General features: G+C 63.7%; 24 protein-coding genes. 18 read left to right on the top strand and 6 right to left on the bottom strand.

What is annotated here, in order from left to right; translation table 11 throughout:
* Window position 1: 1 nt before the first annotated feature.
* Genes ligA through M2343_RS04860 form a run of 4 tightly spaced genes read right to left on the bottom strand, consistent with a single transcriptional unit; the run spans window position 2 to window position 3,621 of the window.
* The gene (gene ligA, locus M2343_RS04875; protein WP_181559640.1) at window positions 2-421 is read right to left on the bottom strand and encodes a protocatechuate 4,5-dioxygenase subunit alpha; all 420 of its coding nucleotides are present in this window, start codon (window positions 419-421) and stop codon (window positions 2-4) included.
* An 11-nt stretch (window positions 422-432) separates the two neighbouring features.
* Window positions 433-1,458 carry an amidohydrolase family protein gene (locus tag M2343_RS04870; RefSeq protein ID WP_181559641.1) on the bottom strand — a complete coding sequence of 342 codons (1,026 nt, stop codon included), beginning with the start codon at window positions 1,456-1,458 and terminating at the stop codon, window positions 433-435.
* A 4-nt stretch (window positions 1,459-1,462) separates the two neighbouring features.
* Window positions 1,463-2,386, bottom strand: a complete 924-nt coding sequence (locus M2343_RS04865) for an NAD(P)-dependent oxidoreductase (RefSeq protein ID WP_264575796.1) — start codon at window positions 2,384-2,386, stop codon at window positions 1,463-1,465.
* A gap of 17 nt (window positions 2,387-2,403) precedes the next feature.
* Window positions 2,404-3,621, bottom strand: a complete 1,218-nt coding sequence (locus tag M2343_RS04860) for a LysR family transcriptional regulator (RefSeq protein ID WP_264575795.1) — start codon at window positions 3,619-3,621, stop codon at window positions 2,404-2,406.
* Window positions 3,622-3,743: 122 nt separating this feature from the next.
* On the opposite strand from M2343_RS04860, the gene ligK reads away from it, so the two are divergent.
* The 4 genes from ligK to M2343_RS04840 all read left to right on the top strand — a co-directional run bounded on the left by ligK (window position 3,744) and on the right by M2343_RS04840 (window position 8,081).
* Complete coding sequence (gene ligK / locus M2343_RS04855) at window positions 3,744-4,418, top strand: 4-carboxy-4-hydroxy-2-oxoadipate aldolase/oxaloacetate decarboxylase (protein WP_319799422.1); 675 nt, start codon at window positions 3,744-3,746, stop codon at window positions 4,416-4,418.
* A 42-nt stretch (window positions 4,419-4,460) separates the two neighbouring features.
* Window positions 4,461-5,513 (top strand): 4-oxalomesaconate tautomerase, encoded by a 1,053-nt coding sequence (locus M2343_RS04850; RefSeq protein WP_264575794.1) that lies wholly within the window; start codon window positions 4,461-4,463, stop codon window positions 5,511-5,513.
* 146 nt (window positions 5,514-5,659) lie between these two features.
* On the top strand, window positions 5,660-6,547 hold the full coding sequence (locus tag M2343_RS04845) for an amidohydrolase family protein (protein ID WP_264575793.1): 888 nt from the start codon (window positions 5,660-5,662) through the stop codon (window positions 6,545-6,547).
* A gap of 58 nt (window positions 6,548-6,605) precedes the next feature.
* Window positions 6,606-8,081 carry a carotenoid oxygenase family protein gene (locus tag M2343_RS04840; protein WP_264575792.1) on the top strand — a complete coding sequence of 492 codons (1,476 nt, stop codon included), beginning with the start codon at window positions 6,606-6,608 and terminating at the stop codon, window positions 8,079-8,081.
* A gap of 81 nt (window positions 8,082-8,162) precedes the next feature.
* On the opposite strand, the gene M2343_RS04835 is transcribed toward M2343_RS04840, so the two are convergent.
* Window positions 8,163-8,906, bottom strand: coding sequence for an SDR family oxidoreductase (locus tag M2343_RS04835; protein ID WP_181559646.1), 744 nt, complete (start codon window positions 8,904-8,906; stop codon window positions 8,163-8,165).
* A gap of 134 nt (window positions 8,907-9,040) precedes the next feature.
* On the opposite strand from M2343_RS04835, the gene M2343_RS04830 reads away from it, so the two are divergent.
* The 8 genes from M2343_RS04830 (at window position 9,041) to M2343_RS04795 (ending at window position 16,812) form a co-directional block, all read left to right on the top strand.
* Window positions 9,041-9,427: a winged helix-turn-helix transcriptional regulator gene (locus tag M2343_RS04830; RefSeq protein ID WP_264603864.1), complete on the top strand. Its 387-nt coding sequence runs from the start codon at window positions 9,041-9,043 to the stop codon at window positions 9,425-9,427.
* 374 nt (window positions 9,428-9,801) lie between these two features.
* Window positions 9,802-12,126, top strand: a complete 2,325-nt coding sequence (locus tag M2343_RS04825; protein WP_264575790.1) for a TonB-dependent receptor — start codon at window positions 9,802-9,804, stop codon at window positions 12,124-12,126.
* Window positions 12,127-12,260: 134 nt separating this feature from the next.
* The gene (locus M2343_RS04820) at window positions 12,261-13,838 is read left to right on the top strand and encodes an FAD-binding oxidoreductase (protein WP_264575789.1); all 1,578 of its coding nucleotides are present in this window, start codon (window positions 12,261-12,263) and stop codon (window positions 13,836-13,838) included.
* On the top strand, window positions 13,835-14,287 hold the full coding sequence (locus M2343_RS04815) for a c-type cytochrome (protein WP_264575788.1): 453 nt from the start codon (window positions 13,835-13,837) through the stop codon (window positions 14,285-14,287). The genes M2343_RS04820 and M2343_RS04815 overlap by 4 nt, the downstream gene beginning before the upstream one ends.
* A complete protein-coding gene (locus M2343_RS04810) occupies window positions 14,284-14,661 on the top strand; it encodes a twin-arginine translocation signal domain-containing protein (RefSeq protein ID WP_264575787.1) in 378 nt (125 codons plus the stop codon). Before M2343_RS04815 ends, M2343_RS04810 begins: the two co-directional genes overlap by 4 nt.
* A gap of 37 nt (window positions 14,662-14,698) precedes the next feature.
* A complete protein-coding gene (locus tag M2343_RS04805) occupies window positions 14,699-15,478 on the top strand; it encodes a glutathione S-transferase family protein (protein ID WP_264575786.1) in 780 nt (259 codons plus the stop codon).
* The gene (locus M2343_RS04800; RefSeq protein WP_264575785.1) at window positions 15,478-16,257 is read left to right on the top strand and encodes a glutathione S-transferase family protein; all 780 of its coding nucleotides are present in this window, start codon (window positions 15,478-15,480) and stop codon (window positions 16,255-16,257) included. The genes M2343_RS04805 and M2343_RS04800 overlap by 1 nt, the downstream gene beginning before the upstream one ends.
* A gap of 78 nt (window positions 16,258-16,335) precedes the next feature.
* Complete coding sequence (locus M2343_RS04795) at window positions 16,336-16,812, top strand: DUF892 family protein (protein WP_264575784.1); 477 nt, start codon at window positions 16,336-16,338, stop codon at window positions 16,810-16,812.
* A 55-nt stretch (window positions 16,813-16,867) separates the two neighbouring features.
* On the opposite strand, the gene M2343_RS04790 is transcribed toward M2343_RS04795, so the two are convergent.
* The gene (locus M2343_RS04790) at window positions 16,868-17,359 is read right to left on the bottom strand and encodes a YdeI/OmpD-associated family protein (protein WP_264575783.1); all 492 of its coding nucleotides are present in this window, start codon (window positions 17,357-17,359) and stop codon (window positions 16,868-16,870) included.
* Window positions 17,360-17,389: 30 nt separating this feature from the next.
* On the opposite strand from M2343_RS04790, the gene M2343_RS04785 reads away from it, so the two are divergent.
* From M2343_RS04785 to M2343_RS04760, 6 genes are all read left to right on the top strand, one after another.
* Window positions 17,390-18,019: a gluconate 2-dehydrogenase subunit 3 family protein gene (locus tag M2343_RS04785; RefSeq protein ID WP_264575782.1), complete on the top strand. Its 630-nt coding sequence runs from the start codon at window positions 17,390-17,392 to the stop codon at window positions 18,017-18,019.
* 12 nt (window positions 18,020-18,031) lie between these two features.
* The gene (locus M2343_RS04780; RefSeq protein WP_264575781.1) at window positions 18,032-19,678 is read left to right on the top strand and encodes a GMC family oxidoreductase; all 1,647 of its coding nucleotides are present in this window, start codon (window positions 18,032-18,034) and stop codon (window positions 19,676-19,678) included.
* Between the two features lie 270 nt (window positions 19,679-19,948).
* A complete protein-coding gene (locus M2343_RS04775; protein WP_181559658.1) occupies window positions 19,949-21,463 on the top strand; it encodes an aldehyde dehydrogenase family protein in 1,515 nt (504 codons plus the stop codon).
* Window positions 21,464-21,519: 56 nt separating this feature from the next.
* Window positions 21,520-21,987 (top strand): protein tyrosine phosphatase family protein, encoded by a 468-nt coding sequence (locus M2343_RS04770; RefSeq protein ID WP_264575780.1) that lies wholly within the window; start codon window positions 21,520-21,522, stop codon window positions 21,985-21,987.
* A gap of 27 nt (window positions 21,988-22,014) precedes the next feature.
* A complete protein-coding gene (locus tag M2343_RS04765; protein ID WP_264575779.1) occupies window positions 22,015-22,764 on the top strand; it encodes an SDR family NAD(P)-dependent oxidoreductase in 750 nt (249 codons plus the stop codon).
* A 12-nt stretch (window positions 22,765-22,776) separates the two neighbouring features.
* Window positions 22,777-23,535: a glutathione S-transferase family protein gene (locus tag M2343_RS04760; RefSeq protein WP_264575778.1), complete on the top strand. Its 759-nt coding sequence runs from the start codon at window positions 22,777-22,779 to the stop codon at window positions 23,533-23,535.
* Window positions 23,536-23,570: the final 35 nt, after the last annotated feature.

The raw sequence follows: 23,570 nt of genomic DNA, 5'->3' as shown, positions 1-23,570 counted from the left end.
ATCAAAATCCTCCCTTGATCGAGCGCACGCCCTCGGGCGAACGACCACCATCGATCATCATCTGTGCATATTCTTCCTGCGTCATGCCGGTCATCGATCCGGCTGCGAACTGGAAGCTCTTGCCATCGGTCGAGAAGAGCTTGGAGAGGAAGTAAACATTCCCGCCCTCGTCGATCATGGCATTGTAGTCGCGGGCCAGCACGGCCGCCTTGGCGGCGGGCGTCAGGTTCCACTCGTCGAGATAGGCGCTTTCGTCCGCCTTGAACCGCTCGCGATTCTCGGCCTTCATCAGGCTCATCGCAAATTGGTTGAGATTGTAGCCCCGGCGCGCGCGCTGGGCCGTGAACACGCGGGTGCCGGGAATGTCGTCAAACTCGGCAAGATAGGCGTGAACGTCGATTCTCTCTTTCTTCTCGGTCATGATATCCTCTCTTAGAGCCCGCGGGCGTTCAGCTTGGCGTCGAGACGCGGGAAGACGCGGCGGGTATTGCCCTCAAAAATCGCGTGACGCTCCTCGTCAGAAATGTCGAGCGCATCGATATAGCGCTTCGTATCGTCGAAATAATGACCCGTCGTCGGGTCGATCCCACGCACGGCACCGACCATCTCGCTGCCGAACAGGATGTTCTTGTTATCGATCACGTCGGCCAGCAGGTTGATGCCGGGCTGGTGATAGACGCAGGTGTCGAAGAACACGTTGTTCATGAGCAGCGTATCAAGGCTGGGCTGCTTGAGCATGTCCGCGAGGCCCCGGAACCGGCCCCAGTGATAGGGCACCGCGCCGCCGCCATGCGGGATGATGAAGCGCAGCGTCGGGAAATCGGCGAACAGATTGCCCTGCAGCAACTGCATGAAGGCGATCGTATCGGCCGCCAGATAATAGGCGCCCGTCGCATGCATCGCGGGATTGCAGCTGCCCGAGACGTGGATCATCGCCGGGACGTCCAGTTCAACCATCTTCTCGTAGAAGGGGTACCAGAATTTGTCGGTCAGCGGCGGCTGCTTGAAATGGCCACCGCTCGCATCCGGGTTCAGGTTGCAGCCGATGAAGCCCAGCTCATTGACGCAGCGGTCCAGCTCGGCGATCGAGCTGGTCATGTCCGCCTCTGGCGACTGCGGCAACATGCACACGCCAGCGAATGTCTCGGGGTAGAGATCGACGACGCGCGCAATGAGGTTGTTGCAGGCCTGCGCCCAAGGCACCGCCACCGACTGATCGCCGACATGGGGCGCCATGGCCGATGCGCGGGGCGAGAAGATCGTCATGTCCGCGCCGCGCTCCTTGATGAGGCGCAGCTGGTTCTGCTCGATGGTCTCGCGAATGTCGTCGTCGGAAATCTCGGGATAGGGCGGGCAGGGCGTGCCATTCTTGAAGGCCGCCTTCTGCTGCTCGCGCCACTCGTCATGCGCCTTGGGCAGCACGGTATAGTGGCCATGGCAGTCGATGATCATCGTCATTCCGTCACCTTCCAGACTTTTCTGTTTCTGTAATTTTGGGCTGCGCAGCGGACGCGGGCTTCGCGATCATTTCGGGATGCATGGCATCCAGAAAGGCCAGCTTTGCCTCAAGCCCCTGCGGCATCTCGACCGAACCGAGCAAGGCGCCCATCGCCCGCTGGCGTGTCACTGTCCCCCGCGTCATGGCCGGTTCGATGCCCAGCTCGGTGAGCGTCACGACCACCTCGTCCATCTCGGCAGCGCGGCGCGTGCCGTGCGCCAGCATGCGGTCGAGATTATAATCGATCTTTTCGGGCCAGTCTCCGCCGAGTGAGGCCAGCACGTTCTCGGTCACGCCCGCACGACGGGCCGCGAGGATCATCTCCGCCGTCAGCGCCTCGATGCCCTTGATCATGACGGAACGGACCATCTTCGTCGCGCTGGCGGCGCCGACCTGATCGCCCGCAATCGCAACCTTGCTGAAGCCGATCGCGCGCAGCGCCGCTTCGCCCTGCGCAGCGTGCGGGCCGCTGATCAGCAGCGGCACAGTCATCGCGGCGGGCTGCACGGGCGACATGACCGCTACATCGACATAATGGCCGCCAGCCTGCTCGATCGCCGCAGCATTGCGCTGCTTGGCGCCCGGTGACACGGAATTCATGTCGAAGAACAACGTGCCAGGGGACAGGTGCCGCGCGGCTGCGGACGCTGCCGTCTCGGTCTGATCGGCGGTGACGAGGCTCAGGATCATTTCCGCGCCGGCCAGCGCGTCCGCCAGGGACTCGCAGCTAGTGACGCCCGTTTCGGTGTACGCGGCGCGGATCGGGCCGGCCGTCTGCGGTTCGATTGCCTTGAGGTCGAATGCGCGAGCATCGCTGCGCCATCCGGCGGCGCCGGCGAAGGTCCGGCCCGCTTCCCCAAAGCCAATAAGGGCAATTCTCCCGCTCATGATCGACGCTGTGCCGCCTATCGATCAGAATCGCAAATTTGTTCCCGCTCCGTGCCATAAGCAGAAGCGAATGGTTCCGTCGCGGCCCGGTCCAGCTCGGCAATGAAGGCAGCTTGTGCCGGGGCCGGTCGCCACTGCGCCCGGGTGGTGAGCGCGACCGCGCGAGAGAAGCCCCCGGGCGGGGCGCCAAGCGAGACGAGCCAGCCCGCCTCCTGCTCGACCGAGACCTGATCGGGCGAGAGCAGGGTCAGAAAATCGGTCTGCATCAGGATTTCGCGGATCATCATTACTGAGCCGCATTCGATCGGCACGGGCGGCGGGGTGAGACCGGCCGTGCGGAACATCTCGTCGAAGCGCGTCCGCAGGGGCGCGCCGGGCGACGGCAAGATCCAGGCATAGCGCGCGAGATCGCTCAACGGGCGATCCCGTGCGGGACCGGCCTCGGGATGACCGGCCCGCGCGATGATAATCACCTCATCCTCGAACAAGGGGCGCTGCATGAGGTCCGGGCCGGGTGGCGGATCGCGCATGGCGCCGACCATCATGTCGATGCTGCCGTCGCGCAGGGATTCCGCCAGTTCGCCATGCGATCCTTCCACGATCACGATTTCGATGGCCGGAAATGCAGTGTTGAACCTTGCCAGCGCGCGCGGCAGCACCCGAGCGCGGGACAGCGGCATCGCCCCGATGGTGATCCGCGCGGGCACGCCGCCGGATTGGCCCAAGGCTTCGTCGAGGCCTGCTTCAAGCTCTGTCCGGGCAAGACGAAAGTTACGGGCGGTGCGCCGGCCCGCGTCGGTCAGCGCGATGCCCCGTCCGCGCCGCTCAACGAGCGATCGCCGCAGGATCAGCGACAAATCGCCAATGGCGCGATGCAGTGTCGGCTGCGAGAGGCCGCTCTGTGCTGCTGCCGCCGCATAGCTTCCGCTATCCGCGACGGCGAGGAAGGCGCGCAATTGCGCCATGGTCACCCGTCGCGAGCCGATCAGTTCGGCGGCTTGCTCAACGCGCTCAGCCAGCGCCATCGCAGGAGGGAGCGGCGTCATGCCGTCCGTGCGCCGCTCGAACAGCTGCACGTCCATGATGCTTTCCACGCGGGCAATGGCTTGGGTCACAGCAGGCTGGGTCAGATGGAGCGTGCTCGCAGCGGCCGACACACTCCCTTTATGCGTCACCGCGGCGACCGCCGCGAGGTGGCGCAGATTGAAGGAGAAGGGTGAGAGGTCGGATGCCATGAGGGCCAGACTTAGCAGATGCTTATGATCTGCGCAAAGTTCGGGGTGGATTGACCGGACGCCGTTCCCCTATTCTATACGGGAGCAAGGCTGTTGCCAGGTAACGTTGATCGAGAGGAGCAATCATGGGTGTGGTCGTACAGAATATCGAGCGTGCTGATCCTGAGGTGATTGACGGTTTGGCGGCGTGCGGTGTTGCGACGGTTCATGAGGCGCAGGGACGCACGGGTTTGCTGGCGAGCTACATGCGGCCGATTTATGCCGGCGCGCGGATTGCCGGCAGTGCAGTGACGATCAGCGCGCCTCCGGGCGACAATTGGATGGTGCATGTCGCCATTGAGCAGTTGAAAGCGGGCGACATCCTGCTGCTGGCGCCGACCAGCCCGTGCGAGGACGGCTATTTCGGCGATCTGCTGGCCACCTCGGCGCAGGCGCGCGGTTGTCGCGGCCTGATCATCGATGCCGGCGTGCGCGATGTGCGCGATCTGACCGAGATGAACTTCCCGGTCTGGTCCAAGGCCGTCTATGCGCAGGGCACGGTCAAGAACACCCTGGGCAGCGTCAACATTCCGGTGGTCTGCGCCAACGCGCTGGTCAATCCCGGGGATGTGATCGTCGCTGATGATGACGGCGTGTGCGTCGTCCCCCGCGCCAACGCCGCCAAGGTGCTGGAAGCGGCCCGTGCGCGGGAAGCCAATGAAGGCGAGAAGCGCGAGAAGCTGGCCTCCGGCGTGCTGGGCCTCGACATGTACAAGATGCGCGAGCGCCTGGAGAAGGAAGGCCTGAAATATGTGTGAGGCACCTCGGCCTCGGAATGCATCTCAGTTCGGGAGGCTGTGATGGACGGCATTACCTGCATGTGGATGCGTGGCGGCACCTCCAAGGGCGGCTATTTCCTGGCGGACGATCTGCCCACGGATACCGCCGCCCGCGATGCCTTCCTCCTGCGCGTCATGGGCTCGCCAGACCCGCGCCAGATCGACGGCATGGGCGGTGCCGATCCGCTGACCAGCAAGGTTGGCGTGGTCAGGAAATCGAGCCGCGAAGGCGTCGATGTCGATTATCTCTTCCTGCAGGTGTTCGTCGATCAGGCGATTGTCACCGACGCGCAGAATTGCGGCAATATCCTCGCGGGCATCGGTCCGTTCGCCATCGAGCGCGGTCTCGTGCAGCCAACCGGCGATGAAACCCGCGTCGCCATCTTCATGGAGAATACCGGCCAGGTCGCCGTCGCCACGGTGCAGACGCCCGGCGGCCAGGTTCGCTATGATGGTGACGCCTCGATCAGTGGCGTGCCGGGTACATCGGCGCCCATTCCGCTGTTGTTCCGCGATACCGCTGGCTCATCCTGCGGCGCCCTGCTGCCGACGGGCAATGGCGTCGACGAGATCAATGGCATCAAGGTGACGATGATCGACAATGGGATGCCCTGCGTCGTCATGCTGGCCAGCGACGTCGGCGTGACCGGCTATGAGGATCGTGACACGCTTGACGCCAATAACGAGATGAAGGCGAAGGTCGAGGCCATCCGCCTCAAGGTCGGTGAGATGATGAACCTTGGCGACGTAACCGAAAAGTCCGTCCCCAAGATGATGCTGGTGGCGCCGCCGCGCGAGGGTGGGGCCGTTACCGTGCGTTCGCTCATCCCGCATCGTGTCCATGCCTCCATCGGGGTGTTGGGTGCGGTGAGCGTGGCGACGGCATGCCTTATCGAAGGCTCTCCCGCCGCCTCCGTCGCCAAGGTGCCCGAGGGTGCGACGAAGACGCTGGGGGTCGAGCATCCGACCGGCGTCACCGAATGCGTCGTGACCGTGGACGCTGACGGACAGCCGGTGGAAGCCGGCATGTTGCGCACCGCCCGCAAGCTGATGGACGGGGTGGTGTTCGGCTGAACATCCCCTGCGTCTATGGCAGGCTCCCTGCACCTCAGAACAAGTCCGTTCGCCCTGAACTTGTCAAAGGGCTGTTTCATCTGGAACAATCGAACGGAAAGTGAGAACCGGGCTTCGACAGGCCCAGTCCGAACGGAACCAATGAGATGACCGACCGCATCCTTTCCTGGCATAGCAACCCGAGCAAGCCCGCCTACACGCCGCCGCCGGGCGCCGTGGATGCGCATTGCCACGTGTTCGGGCCGATGGCGCAGTTCCCGTTCAGCGCGAAGGCCAAATATCTGCCGCAGGATGCAGGCCCGGACATGCTCTTTGCCCTGCGCGATCATCTGGGCTTTTCCCGCAACGTCATCGTCCAGGCGAGCTGCCACGGCACCGACAACGCCGCGACCCTGAACGGCATTGCCGTTTCTGACGGGAAGGCGCGCGGTGTCGCCGTGGTCGATCCCGCGATCAGCGAGGCCGAGCTTGAGGCGCTGCACGCCGGCGGCATGCGCGGCATCCGCTTCAACTTCCTCAAGCGCCTGGTAGACGATGCCCCCAAGGACAAGTTTCTCGAGGTCGCGAGCCGACTGCCGGAGGGCTGGCATGTGGTCATCTATTTCGAGGCGGACATTCTCGAAGAACTGCGCCCGTTCATGGATGCGATCCCTGTGCCGCTGGTGATCGACCATATGGGCCGGCCCGATGTGCGCCAGGGACCGGACGGTGCTGACATGAAGGCCTTTCGCAACCTGCTCGATAGTCGCGATGACATCTGGTTCAAGGCGACCTGCCCGGACCGGCTCGATCCCGCCGGTGCGCCTTGGGATGACTTTGCCACTGCCGTCGCGCCGCTGGTCGCCGATTATCAAGATCGGGTCATCTGGGGCACCGATTGGCCGCACCCCAACATGCAGGATGCCATCCCGGACGACGGCCTGCTCGTGGACATGATTCCGCGCATCGCGCCGACGGAGGCATTGCAACACAAGATACTCGTGACCAACCCGATGCGTCTATACTGGCCTGAAGAACTTCGCGCTGGGTCATAGCCAGTTCGACAACGAGAGACCAAACAGGCCCGAAACCGCAAGCTGACTGGAGAGAAGAATGCCGTTTCCCGCAACGCCGGACTATATGGGCCTCAACACGCCAGTCCGTCAGGAAGTTTCGCTCAAGGGCCTCACGGCATCCGAGGGCACCATTCCGGCGGATGTGCGCGGCGCTTTCTTCCGGGCAGTGCCCGATCCGCAGTTCGAGCCGTTCTTCCAGCCCGATACCGCGCTCTCCGACGACGGCATGATCAGCCGCATCCTCTTCAATGAGGACGGCACGGTCGATTATGACATCAAATATGTCCAGACCCCGCGCTGGAAGGCCGAGAACGCCGCCGGCAAGCGTCTGTTCGGCCGCTATCGCAACCCCTTCACCAATGACGCGTCGGCCGAGGGCGTGGAGGGGACCGTCTCCAACACCACGCCGGTCTGGCATGCGGGCAAGCTCATCATGACCAAGGAGGATGGGCCGGGTCATCAGGTCGATCCGCACACGCTGGAGACCATCGGCGCCTATGATTTCGGTGGCGCGCTCAAGTCGCAGACGATGACGGCCCATGTCCGCATCGATCCCGAGACCAAGGAGATGTTCGTCTATGGCTATGAGGCGGATGGCCTCTGCTCTAAGACCATCGCTTATTGGTGGACCGACAAGGACGGCAAGCTCGTCAAGGAACAGTCGTTCGAGGCGCCGTTCTGCAGCCTTGTCCATGACTTCGTGATCACCGAGAACTACGCGATCTTCCCGCTGCAGCCCACCACCGCCGATCTTGAACGCGTGAAGGCGAAGGGCGCGCACTGGGTTCACCAGCAAGATCTGGAATATCACATCGGGGTGATGCCGCGTTATGGCGATGTGTCCGAGATCCGTTGGTTCAAGGGACCGAAGGGCGCCTCCAGCTTCCATATGATGAATGCGTTCGAGACGCCGGACGGCAAGGTCCATATCGATCATCACATCACCGACACCATCGCCTTCCCGCACATCCGCGCGGACAGCGATATCGATGTACAGCCTTGGGAGCTGGGCGGCGGCTTTCAGCGCTGGACGGTCGATATGAAAGGCGACGGCGATGGCGTGGAGGTCACGCCGCTCGGGCCTCCGGGAGACATGCCGCGTATTGCCGATGCCGATCAGGGTCGCCCGTACAAGCGGGGCTGGTATTGCAGCATGAACCCGCAGCCCATGGGGCCGCCGCTGATGGGCGGCGTCGTCGGCGCCATGTTCACCGCGCTGCTGCGGAAGGATTTCGAGACCGGCGCGATCATCGGCTATAATCTGCCGCCGGCGCATGGGATGAGCGAGACCGTGCATGTGCCATCGAGCGAGCCCGGTCATGAGGGCTGGCTGGTCGGCGTCGTCGACCATGAGACCGCGCCGGACCAGTTCGAACATGCGGTGTGGATCTGGAACGCGGGCGACCTGCCGGCGGGGCCGGTCGCCAAGGTGCCCGTGCCCACCCGCATGCGGCCGCAGGTCCATGGCTGGTGGGTGCCGATGGCGGCCTATCAGGCGGCGAAAGCGGCCTGATCCTTTCGCACGCCCAAGGGCGCAGGTGTTAGAGCCTGCCCCCTTGGACGGCGGTGATGTTTCGTCATACCACCTTGGCGATCAAAGCGTGCTGATCATCCGCACAGTCTCGGCAAACCGTCCCTCGCGCTCCGCCGAGCGAAGGAAGCGGACATTCTCGACGAGAATTTCCTCGGGCGTGGGCACTTGCTGAAAGAGCGCCATCACTTCCGCAGCATAATCATCGAGCGGCATATAGTTTTCCCGGGTGGACTGGCCCGGGGTTAGCTCGGTGCGCACAGCTGGCGGGGCCAGCTCGATCACCTCCACCTTGCCGCGCAGCTGTTCCCGCAGGGAGACCGTCCAGCTATGCAGGGCCGCCTTGCTCGCGCTGTAGCTCGGCGTGCCGATCAGTGGCACGAAGGCGAGGCCGGAGGTCGTGTTGACGATCGCGGCGTCTTCCTGCGCCGTCAGATGCTCGATCAAGGCATTGGTGAGACGGATCGGCCCCAGCACATTGGTGATGAAGGTCTGCTCCGCCACAGTCGTGTCGCCACGTCGCGTCAGATCCTCGCGCTGCATGATGCCGGCATTGTTGAACAGGATGTTGATCGCCGGAAAGCGGGCGATCGCTTCGGCCGCGAATGCTTCGATGCTTCCCGGATCGCTCGCATCGACAGTGAGCATGTGCATGCCCGCGCGACCCTCGATGGTTTCAGCCAATGTCGCTGCGGTCCGCCCCGCGACGATCACCGTGTTGCCGAGCTCGTGGAAATGGCGCGCCAATGCGCGGCCAATACCCGAGCCGCCGCCGGTGATGAGAATGGTGTTGCCCGTGGTCTTCATGCCGTCTGCTCCAAATTCTGCTGGTGGACGACTGCTCATTTAGGTCCTAGCTTTCAGAACGAAAGAAGGCACCGGAAAGATTGATACTCACTGGAAAGAGAGTGTGAATGACAACTCAAGCAAAGAGCCCAAGTGTGCCACCCAGCCCCGATCGCTACGATCAGATCGATCCCCGCGTGGAAGCGCTGGTCAATGACCTTATCGGCCAGGTCGCGGACAAATGGACCATGCTGCTGATTGAAGTGCTGCACGATCATGGCGAACAGCGCTTCACACGGATCTTCGAAAAAATGCCCGGCATCAGCCAGAAGATGCTTACGCAGACCCTGCGGCAGATGGAGCGCAACGGTCTGGTCCACCGCACGGTGCATCCGGTCGTGCCGCCCCATGTGGATTACCGGCTGACGGAGCTGGGGGCCAGTCTGGGCGAAGCATTTTGTGGCGTGTGGACCTGGGCGGAAGATCATTTGCAGGACATCGACGCCGCTCGCCTGAGATTTGATGAGGCACGCGCTCGCTAAGTGAGCCGGGCAGGGCGACCGCTAACTCGCCACATTCTGTTTTCACGAACGCAGCGGCAACGAATCGCGCAGCCAAGTTGGGGGCTTAGCGGCCTCCGCCTCCATCGCGGCGGCTGTTCGCCTTTGCCGTGCTACAAAGATGCACAACCAGACATGTTTCTGCGCTCCTGAACAAGCGCCCTGATGCATAAGTCCAACGCCGGGACCAAAAGTTTGGCCGTCACGCTGCCGCCGTCTCCTTTAAGTTGATCCTGTCCGGAATTCCTGCCTATATCAACGAGCCTAAAAAACGGCTCCTGTATGCTCCGCGAGAGGTCGCAAAGACCCGCGCGATGTGAGGCTGCATCGAGCCGCACAGGTGAGGAGAAGATGTGATGAACAGGAAGTCCAGAATCCGCCCATTGCTGTGCGCCGGTTCGGTTATGGTGTTGGCCACCGCGGCAACGACGCCCGCTATCGCCCAGCAAGATGCCGCCCCGCAGGCTGACAGTACCCCCGATATCATTGTTACTGCACAATTTCGGTCTCAGCGCCTGCAGGATACGCCACTGGCGATCACGGCGGTGGATGCGGCGCTGCTCGAGGCGCGCAATCAGGATGACATCGCTGCGGTCGCCCGGCAGGCGCCTAGCGTGACCCTCACCCCCATGGGTGGCGCGTTCGGCGATTCCATGGGGGCCTCCATCCGCGGCATCGGGCAGTTCGATTTCAACCCGGCTTATGAGCCGGGCGTCGGGCTTTATGTTGATGATGTCTATTATCCCACCCTCACCGGTGCCAATTTCGACCTGCTTGACCTGGAGCGCGTGGAGGTGTTGCGCGGCCCGCAGGGAACGCTCACGGGTCGCAACTCGATTGGCGGCGCGATCAAACTGTTCTCGAAGAAGCCGGAGGCGGATCCGAGCGGTTTTGCCGAAGTGAGCTACGGCTCGCGCAACCGCGTGGAAGTGCGGGCGGGAGCGAATTTCCCGATTACGGATATGCTCTTCGCCCGCGTTTCCGGCGTCCACAAGAGCCAGCGCGGTTACGTCCAGCAGATCGATTATGGCTGCGCCAACCCCGGCAATCCCGAGGGCATCCTGCCAGCCGTGCCGACCAACACCGACTGCGTGGTCGAAGATCTGGGCGGCATCAATTATTCAGGCGTACGCGGCGCGCTGCGTTATGCCGGCGAGAAGCTCGATATCCAGATCATCGGCGACTATCAGTATTCCGACCGACCGAGCGCTGCGGAAGTGCCGATCGTGGCACAAGGCGACGCCTCGAACTTCCTGTGCGGACCGTGGTGCACCTATGCAAGCTGGGGGCTACCGGCCGGCGGTCAAGCCGGCAACTGGAATACGGGCAATCGCAACAAGTTCCGTGGCTGGGGCGTGTCTGGTCATATCGATTGGGACGTGACCGACAATCTTCAGGTCCAGTCGATCACGGCCTATCGCTCCTACAATAACCGCTGGGGCACGGACGATGATTTCACGCCGACGCTCACGCGGGCTGCCGGCGGCTTCAACGATCTCGATTTCTGGTTCGTCAGCCAGGAACTGCGCGTCAACGCCAAGCTTGGCGATATGGCCGATCTGACCGTGGGCGGCTATTATTCGGACCAGCGCAGCACCTACTTCACCATTCAGGATATCCGCTACATCATCCCCGGCGTGCCGCTCCAGTTCCTCGGCAACGATCCGATCAATGCGGACAGCAAGGCCGTGTTCGGCACCGCGATCGTCCGTCCGGTTGATGGCATGACGATCACGGGCGGTATCCGCTACACTGAGGAGCACAAGGACTACACGTTCATCCGGCGGAACCTCGACAATACCGCGCCGCTCTTCCCCGATCCGTTCGGTCTCTCGGCTCTCAATAACCTGAAGGCCGTGTACGACGGCAGCCGGGTGGACTGGCGCTTGTCCGTCGATTACCGCTTCTCGCCGGAAGTGTTGCTCTATGGAACCGTGGGCACGGGCTTCAAGGGTGGCGGCGTCACCGCGCGCCCGTTCCTGCCGACGCACGCGACCCAAGGCACGTTCGGGCCGGAGACGGTCACAGCCTACGAAATCGGCCTGAAGACGGACTTGCTCGACCGTCGCCTGCGCGTGAACCTCGCGGGCTTCTACAACGACTATAAGGCGATCCAGCTGCCGCTCTCCGACTGTTCGGCTTATGGCGGCGGGCCCTGCGCGGTCATCGCCAATGCCGGCGACGGAAAGATGTGGGGCTTTGAAGCCGAGGTTTCGGCAACTCCGGTCGACAATCTGATGATCGACGCGTCGCTGAGCCTCATTGGCTCGGAGTACAAGTCGATCTCGCCCGCCGTAGGCAGCACCATTACCGCCGGCAGCCCCATCGTTTCGCCCGAAACGCAGTGGAGCGCAGGCATTCAATATGAGATCGACATGGGCGGGTCCGGCTCGATCACGCCGAGGCTGGACGTCGCCTATCGCGGCCGGCAGCTGGCCAGCAGAACGTTGAATGCGGTCAATCCGGACTTCGAATATTTTCCGTCTTACGTGCTCGGCAGCACCCGGCTGACCTGGCGCAATCAGGATCGCGACCTCGCCGTGTCGTTCGAAGTGACCAATCTTTTCGACGAATATTACTACACGTCGCGGTTTGACGCGGTCTACGGTTTCGCTGGCACGGCCTATGCCAATGTCGGCGCGCCGCGCGAATGGCGTGTGTCGATCAAGAAGGACTTCTGAGGCCCTAGGGCGAGATAAACTTGAGGAGGGCGGCCGCGTGGTCGCCCTCATTTCCTTTGACCGCCCCATGATCCCACAATAGCAATAGTCGCAAGAGCGAGAGGCCGCACAGGCCCGCAAGGAGAGGTGAGCGCATGAAGCTAGTTTTGCCGCCCGGAATGTCACCGCAACGCTTTGATGCCGCCGTCAAGGCGTTGCAGGCTGCGGTCGGTGCGGGCTGGGTGATGACCAGCGATGAAGATCGCGATGCCTATGCGGATATCTATGCGCCGGGTCCTGAGACACTCTGGACCGCATCGGGCGCGGTAGCCCCGAGCACGGTCGAGGAAGTGCAGGCGGTCGTGCGCATCGCCAATGAGCACAAGCTCCCCCTCTGGACTGTCGCGCGCGGCAAGAACCTTGGTTATGGCACGGCGGCGCCGCGGATGCCGGGCTGTATGGTGCTGGATCTCGGGCGGATGAACCGCATCCTCGAGGTCGATCCGGAGCTGGGCTATTGCGTCATCGAGCCGGGCGTCGGCTTCATCGATCTTTATGAGCATATCCAGCGCGAGAAGCTGCCCCTGATGATGTCCGTGCCCGGCAATGGCTGGGGCTCGGTGCTTGGCAACGCGCTCGATCATGGCATCGGCTACACGCCTTATGGCGTCCACGCGAGCAACCTGTGCGGCATGGAAGTCGTGCTCGCCAATGGCGATGTGGTGCGCACGGGCCTTGGCGCCATGGAGAACAACAAGGCCGCGCATCTTTTTCCGTTCAGCTACGGCCCGAGCTGGGACCAGATGTTCACTCAGTCCAACCTGGGCGTCGTGACCAAGGCCGGCATGTGGCTGATGCCCGAGCCGGAAACCTCCGTAGAGCTGAACCTTGAAATCCCGCAGGCGGAAGACATCGCCTGGGTGATCGATACCCTCACGCCCCTGCGGCTCAATCGGATCATCGATCAGTCGATCTTCATCCCGAGTTGGCTCGGCAAGATGACGATCCTGGGGCAACGCAAGGACTTCTGGGACAAGCCCGGCGCCATCCCTGACTGGCGCGTGCAGGAGCTGCTCAAGGAGCACAAGCTCAGCTACTGGAACATGCAGTTGCGCCTCTATGGCGAGGAATCGGTGACGAAGGCCAAGGCGGCTGTCGTGAAGGCGGCTTTCGCGCCGCACCTCAAGACGCCGATCGGCGAGCGCTGGTGGCGCAAGGGCGATGCGACCAATGTGATGGACCTGACGCTCGGCGTACCATCGGCCGTTCCGCTGCAGATGGGCGACTGGGTTGGCGGGCGCAGCGCGCATATGGGCTTCTCGCCAGTCGTCCCGGCCACCGGCAAACATGTGCTCGACCAGATGCGCCGCAGCCGCAAGATCATCAACGATCATGACGTGGATTTCTACGCCAGCTTCACCATCGGCGGGCGGTTCTGCAACAATGTGAACATGCTGATGTACGATCGCGACAACGACAAGCAGGTCGAGACGATCAAAACGCTGTTCAACGCCCTGATCGCCGACGCTGCCGCCCATGGCTATGCCGAATATCGCACCCATCTCGGCTGGATGGACGCGATCTCCGATACCTTCGGGTTCAACAACCACGCCATGCGGCGGATGACCGAGCAGGTGAAAAACACGCTCGACCCGAACGGCATTCTCTCCCCCGGCAAGAACGGCATCTGGCCCAGCGCCTATGCCGACCAGCGTGGAAAGGCACTGGCATGAGGATAGGGCAGGTAACGAGCCTCATGACGCTGATGGCGGTCGGCGTGCTGATGACGACCTATGATCTGGGGACAAGGGATGCGCGGGCTGCCCAGCCCGGCGGTGCTCCGGCAGGCGGCCCGCCGCCACCCTCCGCTTACGGCATGCGGGCGCAGATGGCGCCAGGTGACCGGCAGAATAATGCCAATAGCGGTGAGGCCCTGTTCTCCAATCGGTGCGGCGCCTGCCATTTCGACTGGGGGATGGGGACCAATCTGATCACCAAGCAGCAGGTGATGATGGGCAACCCGCCCGCCATGGGCCTGATCGCCAACCGGGACGATTTGACCGCCGATTATGTGAAGGCGGTCGTGCGCATGGGCAAGGGCGCGATGCCGCGCCAGACGCGCGTGGACATCACCGATTCCGAGCTGGAAGCCGTGGCGGCGTATCTGGGGAAGGGCAAATGAGCGGCGTCTCGCGGCGGCAATTGCTGGGCGGCGCAGCGGTGGCAGGGGCTGTCGGCTTATTCGGCGCCCCGGCCGTCGCTGGGCCGGAGAAGGCAGCCCGCATCGTCGTCTATGACAGCCGCAGAGCCGCAAGCCGGTCTTTCGCGGGGCAGTTCTTCGGCGTGCAGCAGATCGATCTTGCCGGAGAGTATAGCCGCAACTGGGCCGGCCTCCGCGCGATCCGCCGCAGCGGAGCAATGTCTGGTCCGGTGGCGGGTCTGACCGGGTGGAATGACTATGTCGCCGCCCGGACCTGGCTTGAGGACCGCGGCTTGCGTCTGCGCTCTGAGCGGCGTGACGCGACGCATGACCTCATCGCCTGGACGATGGCCTGAAATTGATCGAGAGGAGAGGGCAGCGGCCCGCGTTACGATGAGCAGCAGCAACGACGTCACTTTATACCATTGGGAGCCCAACGCCAATTCGGGCAAGCCCATGCTCACCCTCATCGAGAAAGGCGTGGCCTTCAACAGCCATTATCTCGACCTGCTCTCGTTCGATCAGCACAAGCCGGACTATCTTGCGATCAACCCGATGGGGACGATCCCGGCGATGACCCATAGCGGCCGGCTGCTCAATGAATCGACAGCCATGATGGAATATGTGGAGGAGGCCTTTCCCGGCCCCTCGATGATGCCTGAAGACCCGGTCGATCGTTGGCGCGTGCGGTGGTGGATGAAATATCTCGACCAGTGGCTTTGCCCGTCGTTCAGCATGATCGGCTGGAGCATCTTCATCGGCCCGCAGGTCCGGGCGCGCGATCCTGAAGAACTCAAGGCAGCGATCGACCGCATTCCCTTGCCGGAGCGCCGCACTGCCTGGCGCAAGGCGATCTACGGCTTGTTCAGCGAGGCGGAACTGGCAGAGTCGACGCGGCGGGTGAAGCTGGGCATCACCAAGCTGGAGGAGGCGCTGGGGCAGCGCGAGTATCTCGGCTCGGATCAATACTCGCTGGCGGATATCAATTGCTTCAATTCGGCTTACGGGCTCCCCTCCATGCAGCCCGACGACGTGAACGACGCAAAAACCCCCAACATCATGCGCTGGCTGCGCGCCATTGCGCGGCGCCCGGCCGTGCGCGAAACCTGGGCCTATAGCCGCGTGCCCCGTTTTGCCGAGCGCATCATTCCCTTGATCGAGGAGGCAGCGTGATGGCGATGACCCTGTATCATGGCGAGCCGACCGGCCCGTCGCTCACAGTGCTCGCCGCGCTGTTCGAGAGCGGTCTGGACGCGGAGCTGCGCCCCATCGATCTTGGCATGGCAGAGCGCCATGGCGGGACCGTGCCGCGCGCATTCGAGGTGGATTACAGCGTCGAAGGGGAAGGCCCGGTGCTCGTCGTCGACGGGCAGGCGCTGTGCGACAGCGTGTTCATCGCCTGCTATCTGGATGATGCCTCGCCCGGTTGTGGCCTGCGCCCGACCGATCCCTATGCGCGGTGGGAAATGATGGCCTGGTGTCGCTGGATGATCGAGCGCGTCGCGCCCGGCGCGGCCGCCCTGGCCAACCTGGCGTGGACGATGCCGCGCTTGGCTGCGCTCGATGAGGCGCGCTTCGATGCGCTGATTGCCCCCATTGCCTCGCAGGATCTGGCCGAGCGCTGGCGCGAGACGCGTAGCGGCCAGCTCTCGGCCGAGCATCGTGCTGCCAGCGAGGCACGTATCCGTGAGGCCACGCAGAAGATCGAGGCCCGTCTAGACGCGCGCGACTGGCTCATGGGCAGCTTCTCCATCGCCGATCTGGAAAGCTACGCCTGGGTGGCGCCGATGCGCGACCTGCTTTCCGATGCCTTCGCCGACAAGCCGCGCCTGGCGGCGTGGCTGGCGCGGGTTGAGGCGCGGCCCAACGTGCAGCGGGCGCTCGCGCAGGCGCGCAGCCCGCAGCCGGCTCACGCCTTTGCGCCCGGCCCGGAAATCAATCGCTGGGGCTAGGACGGAACGTCCCCCGCGCTCTCTCGTTGGATGATCGGCGGCGCCTCTCGCGCCGCTGAGTCATCGGAGAGGAGCAGCATGAGCACACAAGCCCGCGACCTGACCAGCTTGCTGACCGTCTGTCTGGAAGACCTCTATGCAGGACGGGTTCTTGCCGCCGAGGCTTTGCCCTCAATCGCTGCTGCCGTCGGCCTGCCGGTTTCCCAGCTTGTCGATGCCTTGGCGCGCAGCTGGGGGGATCAGGCGCGTGCGATCAACGCGCTCGAGCCGATCGACGATCCCGCTGAGAACCTCTGGATGGGTGGCATCGTCAAGGATGCCCACCGCGATACCGAGACGATCCCGCAGGGGTCGTTACGCGACATCGCCATCATTGGCGCCGTGCGAAAAGCCGTGGCGGCCGATGCCGTCTCGCTGGAGACCGCCATCGCCGTTGCGAACAGGCTATCCCATGAGCGTGCGCAGGAGGCTCTGACCGCGATGCGCACGCATGCCCACGCCACCGATGAGCAGTTCCGCACGCTGCTGCTCGATGTGACGCGAGCCGCCGGTTGAACGCTTCTCTCATCTGAACAGCTGGCAGAGGCTGAAAGGCGGCGATGGCATGGTCCTATGTGGGAGGCGTTTGGCCGGTCTTGCCGTCGATCAGCACGGCCTGCTGCCATCGCCCGGGGGCCTTGTCCGTCCGGTGAATGCACCCGGCCCAACAGCAGGGCCGCTTCTTGCCCTCGCGCAGTTCCTCGCAGGTTCGCTGGATCCGCCTTTCGCGCGTCTTCGCCTGCTTCGCGTCCTCCACCCAGCAGATGAATTCGTTCCGGCCGAGTGGGGTCAGCTTCTCCCAGAGAGCGAGCAGGTCGGCATCTGCGGTCAGCGCGTGCTGAAGATCGTCTGCGGCCCGATGGACGGTGCCATGCGGAAATGCGTCTGCCGTCTTGCCTACCAAATTACCCATGGGCGCATGGTGCCCGCGATGATCGGACAATTCAATGGAGTGAGGGAAGCGCTGGCTACGTCGGCGCACCCGCATTTGCGCTGCCCCGGCGCGACCTCGCAATGCGTAGTTTGACGTATTCCCTCCGAGCCCCTGGCAGCGCTCAATCATGGCACTTTCCGGCCGGTTTCGGAGTGCCTTATGACCCAGACTTCTCCATCACGCCGCCAGTTTCTCGCTGCCGTCGGCAATCTGGCCAGCGCGGCCTGGGTGACCTTGAACTGGCCACAGATCGCATCCGCCGCCGAGCATGTCGGGCATGGTCATGGCAGCGCCGGATCTGGCGAGGGGCATACGAGCTTTACGACGCTGAGCCCTGCGGAAGCGGCCAATGTCGATGCGGTCGCCAACCAGATCGTGCCGGGGGGCGCCATGCCGGGCGCGCGCGATGCGCATATCGTCTACTTCATTGACAATGCGATGGGCAGCTTCTTTGCTGAGCAATGGCCGTCCTTCAAGGCTGGCCTGACCGAGTTCAACGCTGGCTATGCCGCGAAACATGGAACGCAGGCGCCATTCTCCGCCGCGCCGGACGCCCAGCAGATCGCCTGGCTCAAGGAGGTCGACAAGACGCCCTTCTTCCTGGCGGTGCGGCGGCTGACGGTCCTCGGCCTCATCGCCATGCCCAAATATGGCGGCAATTTCGAGGGGGTTGGTACCAAGCTGATCGGCGTGGTCGACAGCCATTATTGGGAGCCGCCCTTCGGCTATTACGACAAGGATTATCCGGGTTTCGAGCCCTATCCCGGCACCAAGCCCTACATGGCCTGACGGAGGCGCCCCATGGATCGCAAGACATACAAGACCAGCGAAACAGTCGATTTCATTGTCGTCGGCTCGGGCGCTTCGGGCGGCATCATGGCGCGGGAACTGGCGCGCGCCGGCAACAGCGTCGTGGTGATGGAGCAGGGGCCTCGGCTGGAGGCCTACGAGTTCGAGCATGACGAGCTGAAGTACCGGCACCTGTCCGGCATCACCAACAGCCCGACGGCCAATCCGCAAACCTTCCGCAGCGACCCGAGCAAGGCGGCGCAGCGCATGGAGCGGAATGCGCTGACCTATGCCCGCGTGGTCGGCGGCAGCAGCGCGCATTTCAACGCCAATTTCTGGCGACTGCACGAGATCGATTTTATCGAAGGCAGCCGGTGGGGCTCCATTCCCGGCGCCGATCTGGTCGACTGGCCGATCACCTATGCCGAACTCGAACCCTATTACACGATGGTGGAATGGGAAGTCGGCGTGTCCGGCCTGGCCGGTGCCAGCCCGTTCGACCCCCCGCGCAGCAAGCCTTATCCGATGCCGCCGCTGCCGGTGAAATCTTCCGGCGTGCTGTTCGAGCGCGGTGCCCGCAAGCTCGGCCTCCATCCCTTCCCGGCGCCGCTGGCGATCAATTCGGTGATCTACAAGGATCGTCCGCCTTGCGCGCAATGCGGCCTGTGCGGCGGCTTTGGCTGTGAGGTGATGGCCAAGTCCTCCTCGGTCTGGACGGTGATCCCCGAGGCCGAGGCGACAGGCAATTGCGAGATCCGCTCGGAGAGCTACGTGTTCCGCATCGGCATGAACGATGCCGGGCGCGCCACCGGCGTCCATTATTTCGACAAGGATCGTAAGGAGCAGTTCCAGAATGCCCGCGCCGTGGTCGTGTGCGCCAATGGTGCGGAGACGCCGCGGCTGCTGCTCAACTCCGCGACCAATGCTTTCCCGGATGGGCTGGCTAACTCCAGCGGCAAGGTCGGGCGCTATCTGATGTGCAACAAGGGCGGTGGGGCGATGGCCCGGTTCGAGCAGCCTCTCAACGAGTATAAGGGCGCGAACGTCACCCGCATCTTGCACGATTTCTATGACGCCGACGAGAAGCGCGGTTTCTACGGTGGCGGCGGGTTCGACGCGCGCTCGGGCGGGCCGCTCACCTGGGGGCAGAGCGTTCCCAAGGGCACGCCGACATGGGGGCCGGGATTCAAGGAATATCTCGAATCCTACACCTATTGGATGAACTGCTCGGGCCACGGCACGTCGCTGGCGCAGGAGACGAACCGGGTCGACATCGATCCCGAACTCAAGGACGAGTGGGGCATTCCGGCCATTCGGGTGACCTACAGGGATCACCCTGACGACACCAAACATGCGAACTGGCAGGCCGATCGGGCGGTGGAGATCATGGATGCCGCCGGCGCGACGCAGGTCGTCCGCAGTGAAGTGGGCGAGGGGCGCGGCGGCGTTCACCTGCTCGGCACCTGCCGCATGGGGAACAACCCGGAAACGTCGGTCATCGACAAATATCACCGGACCCATGACGTGCGGAACCTGTTCCTGTGCGATGGATCGAGCATGGTGACGTCCGGGCGCGGTCAGCCCACGCAGACGATCGAGGCCCTGGCCTTCCGCGCGGCCGAACATATCGCCCGGTTCGCGCGGACCAATCAGATCTGATCGCATGCGAAGGGGGGCCGCCTGACACCAATCAGACGGCCCCTGAGCTGGCGCATTAGATGCGTTCGCCGGCATGAATGGCGGCAATGACGGTTATCGCTACGCTCCCGCAATCACCCCATCGACTCTCATCATGACTTTGTCCTAAACCTGTCGTCGAGATCGATGATTTGGGTCATGCGCGCTCGTTCGCCGCCAAGAAGCGTCGGAGCGCGCTGGGCAGATGATATGCCCGGCACGCTGAGCCGGGTTCACAGAGGAGCTGGATGAATGAACCAGATGAGCAACGTGAAGCTCGAGCAATTCCCCTATTCGGAAGCGGCCAAGAAGGCGCTCGCCCGCAAGCCGCAGCTGTTTATTGACGGGCAGTGGGTGGATTCCACCGGCGGCGAGACGCTGGGCGTGATCGATCCCAGCTCCGGCAAGGAAATCAGCCGGTTTGTCGATGCGAGTGATGCCGACGTCGATCGCGCCGTGGCAGCCGCGCGCCGCGCTTTCGACGATGGCCGCTGGTCCGACCTGCCGCCCATCGTTCGCGAGACGATGATGCGCAAGCTCGCCGATATCCTGGGCGCCCATGCCGATGAACTGGCCGAGCTGGAAGCCATCGACAATGGCAAGCCAAAGGGCATGGCCGGTGCCATCGACGTGCCCGGCGCCATCGGCATGATGCATTATATGGCAGGCTGGGCGACCAAGCTGGGCGGCGAGATGATCGAGCCCATGTCGGCACCGCGGGGTGCCTTCCACAGCTATGTCCGCCGCGAGCCGATCGGCGTCGCCGCGCAGATCGTGCCGTGGAACTTCCCGCTGCTGATGGCTGTGCTGAAGATCAGCCCGGCGCTGGCCGCCGGCTGCACCGTGGTGCTCAAGCCCGCCGAGCAGACGTCGCTCACCGCGCTGCGCCTTGCGGACTTCATTGCCGAGGCCGGCATTCCGGCCGGCGTCGTGAACATCATCACCGGCAATGGCCACACCGCTGGCGATCGGCTCGTGCGGCACCCCGATGTCGACAAGGTGGCCTTCACCGGCTCGACGGAAGTGGGCAAGATCATCAACCGTACCGCGACGGACAGCCTCAAGCGTGTCACGCTGGAGCTGGGCGGCAAGTCGCCGGTGATCGTGCTGCCGGACGTCGACCCCAAGGTCGTCGGCCCCGGCACGGCGCAGGCGATCTTTTTCAATTCCGGCCAGGTCTGCGTGGCCGGCTCGCGGCTTTATGCGCACAAGAGCGTATTTGACAGCGTGCTGGAGAACTTCGTGGAAGCCTCCGCATTCTGGCAGCCGCGCGCCAGCCTCGATCCCGATGCGCATATGGGGCCGCTGGTCAGCGACGAGCAGATGCAACGGGTGATGGGCTATATCGAGGACGGCAAGAAGGCAGGCGCCTCTGTCGCCGTCGGCGGTGATGCGCCGGCGAGCGAGGGTGGCTATTATGTCAACCCGACCGTGCTCGTCGACGTGAAGCCGGACATGCGCGTGGTGCGCGAGGAGATCTTCGGCCCCGTCGTCGTGGCCCAGCGCTTCGATGATCTGGATGAAGTCGCGCGGCAGGCGAACGACACGAGCTTCGGCCTTGCCGCGGGCATCTGGACCAAGGATCTCTCGGCCATGCACAAGCTGGCCGCGAAGCTGAAGGCCGGCACGATCTGGGGCAATTGCCACTCGATGATCGACCCCGCGCTGCCGTTCGGCGGATATAAGGAAAGCGGCCTTGGCCGCGAGCAGGGCCGTCAGGGCGTCGAGGCCTATACCGAGTTGAAGTCGGTCATCATCGCCCTTTGATCCACAAATGAGCGCCCCCTCCTCAGCCGGGGAGGGGGCGAGATCGGTCGAGGGACATGGCGGACCCGGACGACATCCGGAACTTTCTGCGCGTCGATGCGCGGATCACGACGTCCGGGCGACTTCAGTCGGGCGATCCTGCGCGCCTTGCCGAGATTGGCGTGCGCCATGTCATCAATCTCGCGCTGGACAGTCACCCGGAGGCCCTGCCGAATGAAGCCGCGGAGATGGCCGGGGCAGGGCTGCGTTACACGCATATCCCCATCCCCTTCGATGCGCCGACCGAGCAGCACTATCACGCGTTCGTCGCGGCTCTGGAGGCCGATGACGCGCCGGTGCATATCCACTGCATCATGAACTGGCGGGTCTCGGCCTTCGTCTATCGCTACCGCCGGGATGTGCTGGGCGTCGCCGAGGAACAAGCGCGGGCGCTGATGACGCAGATATGGGATCCTGCCCACGCGGCGAAGACCGGGAGCAGCCCGGGCCTGGGGCCGTGGATCGAGATCATCGCGCCGCGCTAGACGGTGCGCAGGGAGAGGAGAGAGGCCATGACAGACTTTGCGGGGCGGCATGTGATCGTCACCGGCGCATCCAGCGGCATAGGGCTAGCGACGGCGCGAATGCTCGCTGCCCGTGGCGCGAGAGTTTCCATACTCGCGCGACGCAAAGAGGCGCTGGCCGATCAGGCGCGGGCCATCGGCGATCATGCCGCCGCCTTCGCCGCCGATGTCGGTGACAAAGCCGCGCTTGAAGCCGCGCTGGCAGAGGCCGTGGGGCATTTCGGGCCGGCTTATGGGTTGTTCGCCAATGCCGGGCTCGCGGGCAATTTCGCGCCTGCGCTGACCTATTCGCCCGAGCTGTTCGACGAGGTGATCCGTGTCAACCTCACCAGCGTCTTCTGGGCGATCCAGGCGCTCGCGCCGGGAATGGTGGAAGCGGGCGAGGGCAGCATCCTCGTCACCGGATCGATGGCCAGCAAGCGCGGCATGGCGATGAACCCGGCCTATGTCGCATCCAAACATGGCGTGCTTGGCCTCTCGCGCGCCATCGCCGTCGAACTGGCGCCACAGGGTGTGCGGTGCAACTGCATCGTCCCCGGCTTCATCGAAACGCCGGCCTTCGATCTGATCCCGCCCGAGCAAGCCGCGCGCATCAATCAGCGCGTGCCCCAGCGCCGGATGGGCAGCGCCGATGAACTGGCGGAGGTCGCCTGCTTCCTCCTTTCACCGGCTGCCAGTCATGTGACGGCGCAGAACTGGGCAGTCGATGGCGGCGTGCTCGATACGCTCGAAGTTTAAGGAACCCTCAGGATGACGCTCAAATATTACCACGCCGAGCCGCTGGCCAATTCGCTCAAGTCGATGATCCCCTTGAAGGAGAAGGGGTTGGCTTATGAATCGATCTATGTCGATCTCCACAAGTTCGAGCAGCATTCGGACTGGTTCAAGGCGATCAACCCGGAAGGGCAGGTGCCGGTGCTGGTCCATAATGGCGCCGTGATCACCCACACGACCGTCATCAACGAGTATCTGGAAGACGTCTTTCCCGAAATCCGGCTGATGCCCTACGATCCGCTCGGCAAGACCAAGGTGCGCTACTGGAACAAGTTTGTGGACGAGCATGTCATGAACTATGTCTCCATGCATGGCTGGCACCGGCTCGTCGGCGTGATTGCCCGCAACATCGAGAATGGCGAGTTCGAGAAGCTGCTCGAGCATATTCCGCTGCCCGATCAGCGCAAAAAGTGGGCGACCGCGCGTTCCGGCTTTTCCGAGACGGACCTCGCCAATGCGACCGATAAGATCATCTATGCGCTGCGCAAGATCGAGGCGCAGCTCGGCGAGACGCAGTGGTTGGCCGGCGATATGTATACGACGGCCGACATCAATTTCTTCAGCCATTGTGGCGCGATGGTGGAGCGGATGTTCCCGGAGCTGGATGTTGCGACCAACTATCCGCGGATCGTCGACTGGCGCGAGCGTGTGAAAGCGCGCCCGGCCGTCGCCGAGGCGCTGGCCAGCGAAGACCGCACCGCGCCGGGCCTGCGGACCTGGTCGGGGGACCGCTAGGCGCGGCGGGCGGCAGCACAGTGATTTGAGATGAG

It is taken from the genome of Sphingobium sp. B8D3B (genome assembly GCF_025961875.1).
In the GTDB taxonomy this organism is placed as follows: domain Bacteria; phylum Pseudomonadota; class Alphaproteobacteria; order Sphingomonadales; family Sphingomonadaceae; genus Sphingobium.
Note: the sequence above shows the minus strand (reverse complement) of the source record. Positions and strands in the feature narration are given on the sequence as shown.